General features: G+C 62.7%; 13 protein-coding genes and 1 tRNA gene. 5 read left to right on the top strand and 9 right to left on the bottom strand.

All coding sequences use genetic code 11. The annotated features are described in order from the left end of the window. Positions 1-90: 90 nt before the first annotated feature. Positions 91-165, bottom strand: a tRNA-Val gene (locus tag DM806_RS12625). Positions 166-302: 137 nt separating this feature from the next. Here DM806_RS12625 and DM806_RS12620 point away from each other — a divergent pair. Further along, positions 303-431, top strand: a complete 129-nt coding sequence (locus tag DM806_RS12620; protein ID WP_179043543.1) for an entericidin A/B family lipoprotein — start codon at positions 303-305, stop codon at positions 429-431. A 40-nt stretch (positions 432-471) separates the two neighbouring features. Here the strand turns inward: DM806_RS12620 and DM806_RS12615 are convergent, their stop codons facing one another. After that, positions 472-660, bottom strand: a complete 189-nt coding sequence (locus DM806_RS12615) for a hypothetical protein (protein ID WP_179043542.1) — start codon at positions 658-660, stop codon at positions 472-474. A 166-nt stretch (positions 661-826) separates the two neighbouring features. On the opposite strand from DM806_RS12615, the gene hslV reads away from it, so the two are divergent. Together hslV and hslU are read left to right on the top strand one after the other, a co-directional pair. Continuing rightward, complete coding sequence (gene hslV / locus DM806_RS12610; protein ID WP_306294764.1) at positions 827-1,393, top strand: ATP-dependent protease subunit HslV; 567 nt, start codon at positions 827-829, stop codon at positions 1,391-1,393. A 17-nt stretch (positions 1,394-1,410) separates the two neighbouring features. Continuing rightward, positions 1,411-2,712: an ATP-dependent protease ATPase subunit HslU gene (hslU, locus tag DM806_RS12605; protein ID WP_179043541.1), complete on the top strand. Its 1,302-nt coding sequence runs from the start codon at positions 1,411-1,413 to the stop codon at positions 2,710-2,712. Positions 2,713-2,771: 59 nt separating this feature from the next. Here hslU and proS read toward each other — a convergent pair whose 3' ends face one another. The 3 genes from proS to phaR all read right to left on the bottom strand — a co-directional run bounded on the left by proS (position 2,772) and on the right by phaR (position 5,307). Beyond that, complete coding sequence (proS, locus tag DM806_RS12600) at positions 2,772-4,298, bottom strand: proline--tRNA ligase (RefSeq protein WP_179043770.1); 1,527 nt, start codon at positions 4,296-4,298, stop codon at positions 2,772-2,774. An 81-nt stretch (positions 4,299-4,379) separates the two neighbouring features. After that, positions 4,380-4,721: a hypothetical protein gene (locus DM806_RS12595; RefSeq protein ID WP_179043540.1), complete on the bottom strand. Its 342-nt coding sequence runs from the start codon at positions 4,719-4,721 to the stop codon at positions 4,380-4,382. A gap of 7 nt (positions 4,722-4,728) precedes the next feature. Beyond that, the gene (gene phaR / locus DM806_RS12590; protein WP_179043539.1) at positions 4,729-5,307 is read right to left on the bottom strand and encodes a polyhydroxyalkanoate synthesis repressor PhaR; all 579 of its coding nucleotides are present in this window, start codon (positions 5,305-5,307) and stop codon (positions 4,729-4,731) included. On the opposite strand from phaR, the gene DM806_RS12585 reads away from it, so the two are divergent. Further along, the gene (locus tag DM806_RS12585) at positions 5,306-6,394 is read left to right on the top strand and encodes an alpha/beta hydrolase (protein WP_179043538.1); all 1,089 of its coding nucleotides are present in this window, start codon (positions 5,306-5,308) and stop codon (positions 6,392-6,394) included. The genes phaR and DM806_RS12585 overlap by 2 nt on opposite strands. A 50-nt stretch (positions 6,395-6,444) precedes the next feature. After that, on the top strand, positions 6,445-7,617 hold the full coding sequence (locus DM806_RS12580) for an acetyl-CoA C-acetyltransferase (protein WP_179043537.1): 1,173 nt from the start codon (positions 6,445-6,447) through the stop codon (positions 7,615-7,617). 58 nt (positions 7,618-7,675) lie between these two features. Here the strand turns inward: DM806_RS12580 and alr are convergent, their stop codons facing one another. The 4 genes from alr to DM806_RS12560 form a co-directional block, all read right to left on the bottom strand. Beyond that, the gene (alr, locus tag DM806_RS12575; RefSeq protein ID WP_179043536.1) at positions 7,676-8,722 is read right to left on the bottom strand and encodes an alanine racemase; all 1,047 of its coding nucleotides are present in this window, start codon (positions 8,720-8,722) and stop codon (positions 7,676-7,678) included. A 25-nt stretch (positions 8,723-8,747) separates the two neighbouring features. Continuing rightward, positions 8,748-10,337, bottom strand: a complete 1,590-nt coding sequence (locus tag DM806_RS12570; RefSeq protein WP_179043535.1) for an MFS transporter — start codon at positions 10,335-10,337, stop codon at positions 8,748-8,750. Between the two features lie 22 nt (positions 10,338-10,359). Next, positions 10,360-10,566: a hypothetical protein gene (locus DM806_RS12565; RefSeq protein WP_179043534.1), complete on the bottom strand. Its 207-nt coding sequence runs from the start codon at positions 10,564-10,566 to the stop codon at positions 10,360-10,362. 1,109 nt (positions 10,567-11,675) lie between these two features. Then, positions 11,676-13,544, bottom strand: a complete 1,869-nt coding sequence (locus tag DM806_RS12560; RefSeq protein WP_179043533.1) for a PD40 domain-containing protein — start codon at positions 13,542-13,544, stop codon at positions 11,676-11,678. Positions 13,545-13,557 lie beyond the last annotated feature (13 nt).

The following is a 13,557-nucleotide window of genomic DNA, read 5'->3' as shown; positions in this document are numbered from 1 at the left end:
AACGCACCGCTTCATGGCCCAGGCTTAGCGCGTGGCGACGGAAAAGATCAATGCCGGGAAATAATATGTCCTGCCATGACCGGAAGGTCATGGTGGGCGCGACAGGGATTGAACCTGTGACCCCACCCGTGTGAAGGGTGTGCTCTACCGCTGAGCTACGCGCCCCCTGTAAGGAGGAGGCGGCCTTTGGCATCGGCTGGGCGGCCTGTCAACACATGTCCTTCGATTTGATGCAAAATGCTTTCCTGACGCGCCGATCAACGCCTATAAAAGCGCGTCAAATGTTCAGGAGTATAGCCTAAATGCGTCAAACCATCGCTCTGGTGATTGGAAGCCTGCTGCTTACCGCCCTCGCCGCCTGCAACACGGTGCAGGGTGTGGGCCGGGATATCGAATCGGTGGGTCGCGCCGGGAAGGATGCAATGCATTAAGGGCAGGTGTCGGGGCGGGCTTTTCCGCCCCTCTCCTGAGTTATTGAAGGATGCGGCCGATCGCGGTCGCATTCTTGCGCAGCCGGACGCCGTCACAATCCGGTTCGCCGCAATCGCAAGTCTCGATGGTGTAGCGCACGCCGCACATGACCAGCACATCCTGATCGAACGAGTAATTGGAAATACCCGCGCGTTCGACCTTTTCCTGTGCTCTGGCCTTGAGAGACATGGCAACTCCTTCCGGTCTTCGATCATTCGTTGTGCGATGCACAATGTCAATTGACCGAAATTTGTTCCTGATAAAACTGTAAGAATATTGCCCCAGAAATGACACGGTCTGGCTCGCGCAAAAGCCCGACTTGCACCGCGCCATGACGCGTCCCATATGCCGCGCCATGAATGACCAACGCAGTTCGTCCATGCCGGTCTGGCATGGCACCACCATCATGTCCGTCCGCAAGAATGGAAAGGTCGTCGTTGCCGGCGACGGTCAGGTTTCCATGGGCCAGACAGTGATGAAGCCCAATGCCCGCAAGGTTCGTCGCCTGCATGACGGGTCCGTGATCGGCGGCTTTGCCGGCGCAACCGCCGACGCCTTTACCTTGTTCGAGCGGCTCGAAGCCAAGCTGGAGCGCCATAACGGCCAGTTGATGCGCGCCGCCGTCGAGCTCGCCAAGGACTGGCGCACCGACAAATATCTGCGCAACCTGGAAGCGATGATGATCGTCGCCGACAAGGATGTCACCTTGATCCTCACCGGCAATGGCGACGTGCTGGAGCCGCTTGGCGGCGTGGCCGCGATTGGTTCGGGCGGTAATTTCGCTCTCGCCGCGGCGCGTGCGCTGGTGGAATATGAGAATGACGCCGAAACCCTCACCCGCAAGGCGATGGGCGTCGCGGCCGACATTTGCGTCTACACCAACGATCAACTCACCATCGAAACGCTCGACAGCGCTTCCTGAGATTTCAAGAAAAGATCATGAACGACAACCTGACCCCTAAAGCCATCGTCGCCGCGCTCGACGCGCATATCATCGGCCAGCATGACGCCAAGCGCGCGGTCGCCGTGGCGCTGCGGAATCGTTGGAGAAGGCAAAGACTGTCCGCCGACCTGCGCGACGAGGTGACGCCCAAGAATATCCTGATGATCGGCCCGACGGGCTGCGGCAAGACCGAGATCAGCCGCCGCCTCGCCAAGTTGGCCGATGCGCCCTTCGTCAAGGTTGAGGCCACCAAGTTCACCGAGGTCGGCTATGTCGGCCGCGACGTGGAGCAGATCGTCCGTGATCTGGTCGAGGAAGCAGTGCGTCTGGAGAAGGACCGTCGCCGCGAAGCTGTGCGCGAGGCCGCGTCCGAAGCCGCCATGGCCCGCCTGCTCGATGCGCTGACTGGCAAGGAAGCGAGCGAGGCCACGCGCCTCTCCTTCCGCCAGAAGATCGAAAACGACCAGATGAACGAAGTCGAGGTCGAGGTGGAGGTCGCCGATAGCCCGTCCATGCCGATGGAAATCCCCGGCATGGGTGGCCAGGTCGGCATGATCAACCTGAGCGACATGATGTCGAAGGCCTTCGGTCAGCAGCAGAAGAAGCGCCGCAAGATGCGCGTCGCCGACGCCTGGGACAAGCTGGTCGAGGAAGAGCAGGACAAGCGCCTGGATCAGGACGACGTCGCCCGCGTCGCCATCACCAGCGCCGAACAGAATGGCATCGTCTTCCTCGACGAGATCGACAAGATCGCCGTCAGTGACGTGCGCGGTGGCTCCGTCAGCCGCGAAGGCGTGCAGCGCGACCTGCTGCCGCTGATCGAGGGAACGACCGTCTCGACCAAATATGGTCCGCTCAAGACCGACCATATCCTGTTCATCGCGTCGGGCGCCTTCCATGTCGCCAAGCCCAGCGACCTGCTGCCGGAGCTTCAAGGCCGCCTGCCGATCCGGGTCGAGCTGAAGGCGCTGACCGAGGAGGATTTCGTCGCCATCCTCTCCGACACCAAGGCGAGCCTTGTTGCGCAATATCGCGCGCTGCTGGCGACCGAGGAAGTCACGATCGACCTGACGCCCGACGGCATCCGCGCCGTCGCGAAGATCGCTGCCGAAGTGAATAGCGAGATCGAGAATATCGGCGCTCGCCGCCTCCAGACGGTGATGGAAAAGCTGCTGGAGGATGTAAGCTTCGAGGCGGAGGATCGCCGCGGCGAAACGCTGGTGATCGACCAGGCCTATGTCGACAAGCAACTGTCGGCGGTGGCGCACGACACCGACCTCAGCAAATATGTGCTGTAACTGACTCTTTCGAGCGAAGTCGAGACGGGTTTCTCGACTTCGCTCGAAACGAACGGAACTTAGTAGCTCCGCCCGACCAGCACGCGCTCCACGGCCTGCCCACCGGTGAAGATGCAGGTGCCGTCAGCCGCTTCCGCGTCAGTCGGTACGTTGCGCAGGGTCAGCTTCTCGCCCTTCAGCCACTGCACGACCTTGTCCAGTTCCGCGCCGGTCGGCTTCGCCCACTGGACCAGCGCCCAGCCCGGTTTCTTGCTGGCGTTGAAATAGGCCTTCAGCGCATCGAGATCGGCTATCGACTTGTCGATATTGCCGTCCAGCCGCGCCTTCGCATCGGCGAAGAGCGACGCTTGCACTTCCTCCAGCATCGCGACCGCGCCGGCGACGAAATCGCCCTTGGCGACAATCTGGCTGTCGAGCTTGCCATCCTCGCGATAGAGGCGATCGCGACGGATGACCGAGACATTGCCGCCGGCGACATCGCGGCCGCCAACCTCGATCACGATCGGCGCACCCTTCTTGACCCAGCCCCAGCGCTTGTTCGCGGCCTTGGCCGGGCGCTTGTCGAGCAGTGCACGGACCGGCTCGCGGAACACATCCAGGCCATTCAGCTGGTTCACCAGATCGGTGCAATAATCGACGATCGCGGCGTCCTCGTCGGTATCGCGCAGCATCGGCACGACTACGACCTGATAGGGCGCGACGCGCGGCGGCACGCGCAGGCCGTCATCGTCACCATGGACCATGATCAGGCCGCCGATCATCCGGGTCGACATGCCCCAGCTGGTCGTCTGGGCCAGTTCTTGGCTACCTTCGGCATTCTGGAACTTGATATTCTGCGCCTGGCTGAAGGTCGTGCCCAGGAAGTGCGAGGTGCCGGCCTGCAACGCCTTGCCGTCCTGCATCATCGCTTCGATCGAATAGGTCGCGACGGCGCCGGGAAAGCGTTCATTCTCCGGCTTCTCGCCCGCGACGACCGGCAGGCCGACGCATTCCTCGGCGAAGCTGCGATAGACTTCCAGCATCTTCATCGTCTCTTCCATCGCCTCGTCGACGGTGGCGTGAGCGGTATGCCCTTCCTGCCAGAGGAACTCGCTGGTGCGCAGGAACATGCGGGTCCGCATTTCCCAGCGGACGACATTCGCCCATTGGTTGATCAGCACCGGCAGGTCACGCCAGCTCTGCACCCATCGGCTGAAGGCCGCGCCGATCACCGTTTCCGACGTCGGGCGCACGACCAGCGGCTCTTCCAGTTTCGCTTCGGGGTCCGGCACCATCTTGCCGTCCTTCTGGATCAGGCGATGATGGGTGACGACCGCCATTTCCTTGGCGAAGCCGTCGACATGCTCGGCTTCCTTCTCGAAATAGCTGAGCGGAATGAAGAGCGGGAAATAGCAATTCTCATGACCGGTCTGCTTGATCCGCGCATCGAGCAGCGTCTGGATGCGTTCCCAGATGCCATAGCCCCAGGGGCGGATGACCATGCAGCCGCGCACGCCGCTCTCTTCCGCCATGTCGGCTTCGGTGATGACGGCCTGATACCAGGCGGCGAAATCCTGTTCGCGAGTAACATTGAGGGCGTGCTTCACGGGTATCGGACCTTGGCTAGTCGAAAAGAAGAATGGCGCGCCATAGGCCAGACGCGCCATGCCTGTCGACCCCTTGAGCAGTCAGACGGTTGCGTCCAGCCGCTCCAGCCACGCCAGGGCCTGTTTCGGTTCGCCGACCGCATCGGCAGCGGCGGGACCGCGCGCCGCCATGAAATCCTCATGCAGCGAAAAAGGCTCCAGCCCAAGCGTATCGCGCATCGCGTCAATCTCGTCCGCAAGTTCGGTCAGCGCGGCGATCGTTGGCGCGGTGCGGGCGATCGCCGCCTTATCCTTATGGTGGCCAAACAATCCCCAACGGCCGCCCGCCGTCACGCGCAACGCCGCGATCAGGGCGTCCCGATATTCGCCCTCCAGTTCCTCGCGGCGGATATCGAGGCGCTCCAGCCGATCAGCCTTTGCCATGATGGGATCAGCTCAGCTTGTCGATCTTTGCATTGAGCGCAGCGAGCTGGGCCTTGAGATCGTTGATCTCCTCATCCTTGCTGCCTTCCGACGTCGCCGGAGCCGTGGGCGGCGTCATGCCGGGCATGCCCGGTACGCCGGTGCCGAACGCGCTGGCCGCAGCCTCGAACATCTGCATGTTGCGCTTGGCGATCTCCGCCAGCGGGCCGCCACCGAACGCGCCCTTCATGGCTTCCTGAAACTGCTGCTGGTTCTTGCGGAAGGCGTCCATCGACGCTTCCAGATATTGCGGCACCATCGACTGCATCGAATCGCCGTACATGGCGATCAGCTGGCGAAGGAAATTGACAGGCAGCATGTTCTTGCCACGCTGTTCCTCTTCCATGATGATCTGGGTCAGCACATTGTGCGTGATATCTTCGCCCGTCTTAGCGTCGACGACGACGAACTCGCGCCCCTCGCGAGTCATCTGCGACAGCAGATCGAGCGTGATGTAGCTGGAAGTTTCGGTATTATAGAGCCGCCTGTTGGCGTACTTCTTGATGACGACCGGTTCTGATTCATTGACGGTCTTGGATTTGGTCATGGATTCCTCTCCCACACCTGCACATATCGCATTAGCACAAGATGATGCCGCACCGCAACATGGGCCGCGGCCTTTACCCCTTTTTCTCAATATTTTATGGCGCGAAACCGAGGGCGATCCCGAACTTCGCCGCCGAGCCTTCCTGGGCCTGCGCAAATATCAGGCGGCGATCCGTCCGCCTCCCGCGCCGGAGGGGCGCTGCGTGGCGAGCGCGGGACCGGCACGATTGCTGCACCATGGCGCAGAAAATGCCCGTTTCCCCGTGGTCTTCATCCCTTCGCTGATCAATCCGCCACAGGTGCTGAACCTCTCCGAGAGCCGATCCTTGCTGCGCCACATGGCCGCAGCAGGCCATGATGCCTACCTGGTCGACTGGGGCGCGCCGACGGCCGAAGACGCGAAGCTCGGGCTTGACGGCCATGTGACGGAGCGGCTTTTGCCGATGCTCTCCACCCTGCGCCGGCCACCGATCCTCGTCGGCTATTGCCTGGGTGGCAGCCTAGCGCTCGGCGCTGCGGCAATACGTGCATTCCCCGCGATCGCGACCATCGCATCACCCTGGCAGTTCGACGGCTTTCCCGCGGCCGACCACGACCTGATCGGCAGCCTGTGGCAAGGCGCCAGGGCCATGTGCGAACGCATCGGCTATGTGCCGATGGAAGTTCTGCAATCGGGCTTCTGGGCGATGGACCCGGCGCGGACCATTCGCAAATATGCCGCCTTCGCCGATGCGCACGCGGGTTCGGATGCTGAGCGCGCCTTTCTGGCGGTGGAGGACTGGGCCAATGGTGGCGCGCCGCTGACCTTCGCAGCGGGCCGTGACCTGTTCGAAACTTTCTACGCCGCCAACGACAGCGGCCACGGCCGGTGGCGGATTGACGGCCGTGTCGTCAATCCTGACGATCTCGATTGCCCCAGCCTCTCGGTCGTATCCACCAGCGATCGCATCGTGCCCGCCGCGGCCGGCCCTCGCTTGCGCGAAGAACGCAGTCTGTCGCTTGGTCATGTCGGCATGGTCGTGGGCGGCCGCGCGCGCGAAATGCTGTGGGAACCGCTGTCCCTTTGGCTTTCCAGCCATGGCGGTTGATGCTATGTGCGGTTGCGAGAAAACATCTACCACCAATGAGGATCAAGGCATTGTCAGATATCGTCATTACCGCCGCCAAACGTACGCCGGTCGGCAGCTTTCTGGGCGCTTTCGGTTCGACTCCCGCGCATGAACTTGGTCGTCAGGCGATCCTTGCCGCACTTGCCCAGGCAGGCGTCGCGCCGGAGGAAGTGGATGAAGTGATTCTCGGCCAGGTACTGTCCGCCGGACAGGGCCAGAACCCCGCGCGTCAGGCGGCGGTCAATGCCGGCATTCCGGTCGAACGCACCGCGATCGGCCTCAACCAGCTTTGCGGTTCGGGCCTGCGCGCCGTCGCCTTGGCGGCTCAGGCGATCCGGGCGGGCGATGCCAGCATCATGGTCGCCGGCGGCCAGGAAAGCATGTCGCTGGCGCCCCACGCCCAGCTGCTGCGCCCCGGTGCGAAGATGGGTCCGGTGACTTTGGTCGACACGATGATCCATGACGGCCTGACCGACGCCTTCAACAATTATCATATGGGCATCACCGCCGAAAATCTGGCGGAAAAATATCAGATCAGCCGCGAGGCGCAGGACGCCTTTGCCGTCGCAAGCCAGAACAAGGCGGAAGCTGCGCGCGCCGCGGGCCGCTTCGCCGACGAAATCCTGCCGGTCACGATCAAGGGGCGCAAGGGCGACACCATCGTCGACCAGGACGAATATATCCGTGCCGGCGCCACGATCGAAGCCATGCAGGCACTGCGCCCAGCCTTCAAGAAGGACGGCTCCGTCACCGCCGGCAATGCGAGCGGCATCAATGACGGCGCCGCCGCGCTGGTGCTGATGACCGCCGATGCCGCCGCCAAGCGTGGCGCGACCGTGCTGGGTCGGATCGCCGGCTTCGCGACCTGCGGCGTCGATCCGTCGATCATGGGCATCGGTCCGGCGCCGGCCAGCCGCAAAGCGCTGGAAAAGGCGGGCTGGTCGGTCGCCGATCTCGACCTGATCGAGGCCAATGAAGCGTTCGCCGCTCAGGCGCTGTCGGTCGGGCAGGAACTGGGCTGGGATCCGGAAAAGGTCAACGTCAATGGCGGCGCCATCGCCATCGGTCATCCGATCGGCGCGTCGGGCGCGCGCGTCCTGACCACCCTGCTCTACGAAATGGGCAAGCGCGACGCGAAGAAGGGTCTTGCCACGCTCTGCATCGGCGGCGGCATGGGTGTCGCCATGTGCATCGAGCGCTGATGCAGCGCTGATGGAACGAAAGGCCGCCGGTCCGGAAGGATCGGCGGCCTTTTCCGTATCAGATCCAGAGCCGGTCGTACCGTGCGCCAAGGCCGGTGATCAGTTCATATTGCGACAGGCCCGACGCGGCGGAGGCTTCGCCAAGATCATAGGCGATGTCGAGCCATTCGCCTTCACCCACGTCAGGGCGAGCGCTGACATCGACCGCCACCAGATCCATCGATACCCGCCCCAGCACGGGCAGGCGCGCGCCATCGCGGCAGGCGGCGCCCCGTCCGGAAAAGCCGCGCAGATAACCATCGGCATAGCCGAGATTGAGGACCGCTATCTCCAGATCTTTTTCCGCAACATGCGTCGCATTGTAGCCGATCGCGTCGCCCGCGAGCACGCGCCGGCGTTGCAATATCTGGGCCTGAGGCTGGACGACCGGACGAATATGTTGCGCAGCGATGGGCGAAGGGATGCCGCCATAGAGCGCCAGTCCGGGCCGGGTCAGATCGAACCCGAAATCCGTTCCCAGACAGATGCCTGCACTGTTGGCGAGACTGTAGCGTGGTGCTGATACCCGAATGCGGATCTGACGAAAGCGGTCCAGCTGTGCCGCGTTGAGCATCGTATCCTCGTCGGCTGAGGCGAGATGGCTGAGCAGGGTCGCCATTTCCAGGCCCTCGACCGCAAAGACCACATCGCCGCGCCAGTCGAGGCCGAGCCGGTTCATGCCGGTGTCGATCATAACATCGCATCGGCCGCCGCCCGCAGCGCGCCAGCGCGCCACCTGTTCGGGCGTGCACAATACGGGCCGGGCGCGCGAACCGAGCGCCTGCGCCATATCCTCCTGCCGCACGCCATGCAGAACCGACAGGCTGATGCCATCCGCCAGAAGATGCTCGACCGCCGCTGCCTCTCCCCAGTTGGATACGAAGAAATCGCGGCATCCCGCACGCAACAGCCGGGTCATCACCTCGACCGCGCCCAGTCCGTAGCCGTTCGCCTTGATCGCCGCGCCGCAGGCCGCGCCGCCGCTCATGGCCGCAAGCCAGCGCCAGTTGGACACAAGCGCGTCGCCATCCAGGCGCAGGCGCAGCGGAGCGATATAGCCGTGCATGACGGTGCCGATAGCGCCCCCGGCCTCAGGCGTCGAGGGGGCGATCCTTCGTTTCCGGCAGCGCGACCAGGCAGGTGACGAGCGCCAGCGCCACCACCGCCAGCGTATACCACAGGCCAGCATAGGGATTGCCCGTCCGCGCGACGATATACTGGCTGACCAGCGGCAGGAACCCGCCGAAATAGCCCGTGCCGATATGATAGGGGATGGAGAGAGAGGAATAGCGGATGCGCGCGGGGAAATATTCGGACAGCAACGCCGCAACCGGCCCATAGGTCGCGCCCGACAGCGTCCAGAGCAGCAGGAGCGCGCCGAACAGCTTCAGCGCGCGTGGCCAGTCCGGCGTCACCGCGCCGAAATCATAGCCGCCCGCCGCCAGGGCGGCGTCCAGCCCCTGCGGCGTCAGGTCATGCACCGCGATATCGCCGATCGCCACGGCCGGAGCGGATGCTTCCTTCTTGTCATAGGGGATGCCGCGCTTTGACAAATGATCGAGCAACTTGCCGCAGGATGTGGCCTGCACCTTGGCGAAGGGATCGAAATGGCAATCGGGGCCAGCTACCACCACCGGGGCGCGGGCTGCGGCCTCCTGCAGGGCGGGGTTCGCCGTGCCGCCCATATATTGGTAGAGCGGCAGGGTCAGCAGCAGCACCAGTGCATAGCCGATGACGATCGGCTTCTTGCGCCCCACCCGGTCGGACAGCCAGCCGAAGAAGATGAAGCTGGCGACCCCGGCGAAGGCGCTGCCGCCGACCAGCAACTGGGCCATGCCCGGTGCGACATGCAGGCCGTTCTGGAGGAAATAGAGCGCCTGGAACATCACCGTATAGGCGATGACGGTGAAGCCCGCCGCGATCCCGATCATGGCGACGAACATCCGCCGCTTGTTGCCCGGCGCGGTGAAGGCTTCCTTGAGCGGGTTTTTCGCCTGCGTTCCAGCGGCCTTCATCGCGGTGAAGACCGGGCTTTCGCGCAGCATCAACCGCATCCAGAGCGATATGCCGAGCAGCAGCAGCGACAGGATGAAGGGGATGCGCCAGCCCCAGCTGTCCCACACCGCCTTGCCGACGATCCACTGCGTGCCGACCACGACGATCAGCGACAGGATGAAGCCGCCGATCACGCCCGCCTGGATGAAGCTGGTATAGAAGCCACGCTTTCCTGCCGGCGCATGTTCGGCGACATAGATGGCCGCGCCGCCATATTCGCCGCCGAGCGCCAGCCCCTGCGCGATCCGCAGCAGGATGAGGATGATCGGGGCCGCGATGCCGATGCTGGCCGCCGATGGGGTGAGGCCCACGCCCGCCGTCGCCGCGCCCATCAGGATGATGGTGGCAAGGAAGGTATATTTTCGTCCCAGCCTGTCGCCCAGATAGCCGAACAGCATCGCGCCGATCGGCCGGAAGGCGAAGCCGATGGCGAACCCGGCCAGCGTGTAGAGCAGTTCGACGGTCGGATTGTCGGTCGGGAAGAAGGTGCGCCCGATGATCGGCGCAAGCACGCCATAGATATAGAAATCATACCATTCGAACACCGTGCCCAGCGCCGAGGCGGTGATGACCAGCCGGTCCCGCCGTGCGTCCATCACATAATCGCTGCCGACCGATTGCGTCATTCCACCCCCGAAGTTCACACTGTCACTGGATGCCGTAAAAATGCCCGTTTGCGCAGAAGTTCACAGTGTCGCAAGGCAGTTGTCGATCGGCCATAGCGCCGAAGTTCACACCGTTGCAGGGCATCGCCAAACGGACGGACACGGTGTCGGCAATGCCCGCCGCACAGGACATCGCGGTGCAACTCACAGCGTCGCTGGGATATTGCTTTCCCTGGTCGCCATCCTGCATGTCGATACCCCCGCCAAAAAGACCATAGCCGCCGCTGCTCGACTATGCCGCGCAGAAAGCATGTAGGACAGCCTCCATCCCTTCTTTCCGAAAACGGGCGCTGCCATGGGTCGGATCGGGTCTTTGCGCGTGCCTCGTGTCGGTGTGAATTGTATGTCAGAAATGGGTGGTTAGGCGACTGGCGGCTTTCGGGCGGCCTAAGGTGGGAAGCGGACTGGCTGCTTCTAAGCCCAAATCGCTAGAAAGCTGCCGTTCGTCCGGCTACCAGACGGGCACCTTGAGAGGTTCTTGATGATGCTTTTTGCCCTGCTGGCCTTAACTGCTTCGACTGCATCCGCCGATACGTCGATGAATCCCCTTCAAGAAGCGCGGAATGGTAGCGTTCAATGCTATCAGCCTGACGACCAGCAACGCACATGCCGGTCTATAGCATCGTATGTGCCTACAGGCGAAACCACGTACGCTAACAAGGCTGTGGTGCTCTTATCACCCAATGGACCTGTTATTCTTGAGACCATCACGCCAGTGACTATAAGAGCCGGTGCGGTATGTGGATTTATCCGAGCAGAGGATGTTCGAGCGGGTAAGCTCCATGTAGCTGGTAGGCTGCTGACCGATGCCGAGGCGGCCCCTATGTTGGGGCAAGTCGTGCAATCGATGAGCGGGATTATGGGGCAGGAAATTTGTACGTCTTACGTCCAGACTGCGGATGGCTTGACCGCAAAAGCAACTATGAATGGCGTGTATCAAGCGGGTGCCGATCAGCGGGTGAAGTGGGTCCAACCCGCTGATGGATATTCTGTAACGCCCTGACATTTGATCGATGCATGGCGGCTTGTGGGAAGGTCGCCAGTGTCGCGCAACGTCTAAAAATGGTCGTTTCCTGCCATTCCTACAGTCGTCATGCCGGGCTTGGCCCGGCATCCCGCTTTTCTTCGCTCAAATGAAGAAGCGGAACCCCGGCTCAAGCCTGTCCTGAGCTTGTCGAAGGGGCCGGGGTGATGATGATAACTTCTGGTAGCATCAAGCCGGTTACTCGGTCCAAACAAAAGCCCCGCGACGCATGGCGTCGCGGGGTCGGCAAGGCAAAAAGCCTCGAATGATCGCGATCAGCTTGGATCGGCCAGATAAAGCGGCATGCTATCTTCCCATTTGCTGTCGGTCAGCAACCGCTTGTTCGACCCGTCGGCATTCATGACGTAGATTTGGCCATATTGCTGGAAGGTCTGGTCATAGAGGGCCGCTTCGTCGCGGAAACCGTGCTGCGATCCGCTCCACATGATCCGGCCGTCGGGCGACCAGACCGCATGGCCATCGCTCGACGGATGGGTGGTGCAGCGGAACAGGCCGGTGCCGTCGGGCTTGATCGTGAAGATGTCGAAATTGCCGTCCTCCTCGCGCTTGCGGGTGAAGACGATGCGCTTGCCATCGGGCGACCAGCCGGGAAGATTGTCCAGCCCCTGCGTCAGCACGCGGGTCTTGCGCGTGTCGAGGTTGAGGACACGCAGCCCCTTCTCCGTCTCGCTCCAGACGCGGAACACCAGTTCCTTGCCGTCCGCCGAATAGCTGGGGAAGCCGGAATGGGTCGTGCCGTCGGTCAGCTGCTCCGCGCCGGTGCCGTCGCGGCGCACGCGCCACAGCGCCGCCGTCATCTTGCTGCGCTCGGCAAACCAATAGCCAAGGCCGAAGGCGATCCACTGGCCATCGGGCGACCAGCAGGGCTGGAAGGCGCCAGCGAGGCCCATCTGCACCTTCTTGTCATCCAGACCGCGTCCACTGGATTCGAAGACCTTGCGCTTTTCCGACCCGTCGGGCCGCATCACCCAGACCGAACTGTTGCCCAGCTGCTTTTCGGTGAAGACGATCCAGCCGTCGCGCGAGAGCAGCGGGAAGACGTCGACATGCTGGTAATCATAATCCTTGTCCCAGCTGAACAACGGCTTGTAGAGCGGGCGGACCGGTTTGAACGCGACCTTCTCGTAGATCACCGACTTGCCATCGCGCGTCCAGCTTGGCGCGCGGATGAAGCTTTGCTTGAGCGCCGGGCGGTCGGAGGTGTAGGCTAGCCCTTCATTGGGACCATATTTGACCAGATAGCCGATCTCATTGTTGCTCAGGAACTGCGGCTGGAGCTTGAGGTCGGTGCCTGTGCTATGCTCGACCCGCTCCCCGCTGGCGACGTCGACCGACACGATCTGCGAGTAGGCTTTGCCAATATAGTTGGGTCGGCGCGCCCCCCAGGTCGCCTCGACCGTCATTTCGTAGAAGACGATCCGCTTGCCGTCCGGCGACCATTTGGGCGAACCAAGGCAATAGCCGGGCTTGGACGCGACCTTGCGGAAGCCGGTGCCGTCAGGCCGGATGATGTAGATGCTCAGTTCCTGGGTATGCTCCCAACCATGGCCCTGATCATGGCCGGTCCATGTGGTGTTGCGGTCACTGGAAAAGGCGATCCACTTGCCGTCGGGCGACCACTGCGGGCGGAAATAGCAATCGGGCATGTCTTTCGTGCCCTTGACCTCGCCGATGCCGGTCAGTTGCTTGGTCCGGCCGGTGAAAAGATCCTGCAACCAGATATTCGCGCGATAGCCGTCGCGGGTCGATACGAAGGCCAGAGTCCGGCCGTCGGGCGAGAGGGTGGCGGCGTCGTCCATGCTGTCGGTGGTGATGACCGGCGCAATGCCGGTGCCGTCAGGGCGGGCGCGAAAAATGTCGGACTGCCCGTCGCCACGCCGCTCGGACGTAAAGAGCAGCCACTGGCCGTCGGGCGAGAGCGAACCGTTATATTCGAACCCGCTATCCACCAGCAGCTTACGTTCATTGCTGCCATCCAGATTGGCGATCATCAGTTGCGAGATGGACGGCGCGATGCGGTTCATCAGCATCACACCCTTGCGCCCTAGCGGCACATCCGCTGCCCGCGCCGCGCCGGTAGCCAAGGCGCCAAGTGACAACCCCATGAAATATCTGCGATTCATTATTCCTGCTCCA

It is taken from the genome of Sphingobium lactosutens, from assembly GCF_013393185.1.
Taxonomy (GTDB): Bacteria; Pseudomonadota; Alphaproteobacteria; order Sphingomonadales; family Sphingomonadaceae; genus Sphingobium; species Sphingobium lactosutens_A.
The sequence above is the reverse complement of the archived record's forward strand: the minus strand, read 5'-3'. Positions and strand labels throughout refer to the sequence as shown.

Bases quoted from the DNA above. Each gene is read 5' to 3' on its own strand.
- DM806_RS12620 (WP_179043543.1), top strand. From the start codon at position 303: ATGCGTCAAACCATCGCTCTGGTGATTGGAAGCCTGCTGCTTACCGCC.
- DM806_RS12615 (WP_179043542.1), bottom strand. From the start codon at position 660: ATGTCTCTCAAGGCCAGAGCACAGGAAAAGGTCGAACGCGCGGGTATT.
- hslV (WP_306294764.1), top strand. From the start codon at position 827: ATGAATGACCAACGCAGTTCGTCCATGCCGGTCTGGCATGGCACCACC.
- hslU (WP_179043541.1), top strand. From the start codon at position 1,411: ATGAACGACAACCTGACCCCTAAAGCCATCGTCGCCGCGCTCGACGCG.
- DM806_RS12595 (WP_179043540.1), bottom strand. From the start codon at position 4,721: ATGGCAAAGGCTGATCGGCTGGAGCGCCTCGATATCCGCCGCGAGGAA.
- DM806_RS12585 (WP_179043538.1), top strand. From the start codon at position 5,306: ATGGATTCCTCTCCCACACCTGCACATATCGCATTAGCACAAGATGAT.
- phaR (WP_179043539.1), bottom strand. From the start codon at position 5,307: ATGACCAAATCCAAGACCGTCAATGAATCAGAACCGGTCGTCATCAAG.
- alr (WP_179043536.1), bottom strand. From the start codon at position 8,722: ATGCACGGCTATATCGCTCCGCTGCGCCTGCGCCTGGATGGCGACGCG.
- DM806_RS12570 (WP_179043535.1), bottom strand. From the start codon at position 10,337: ATGACGCAATCGGTCGGCAGCGATTATGTGATGGACGCACGGCGGGAC.
- DM806_RS12565 (WP_179043534.1), bottom strand. From the start codon at position 10,566: ATGCAGGATGGCGACCAGGGAAAGCAATATCCCAGCGACGCTGTGAGT.
- DM806_RS12560 (WP_179043533.1), bottom strand. From the start codon at position 13,544: ATGAATCGCAGATATTTCATGGGGTTGTCACTTGGCGCCTTGGCTACC.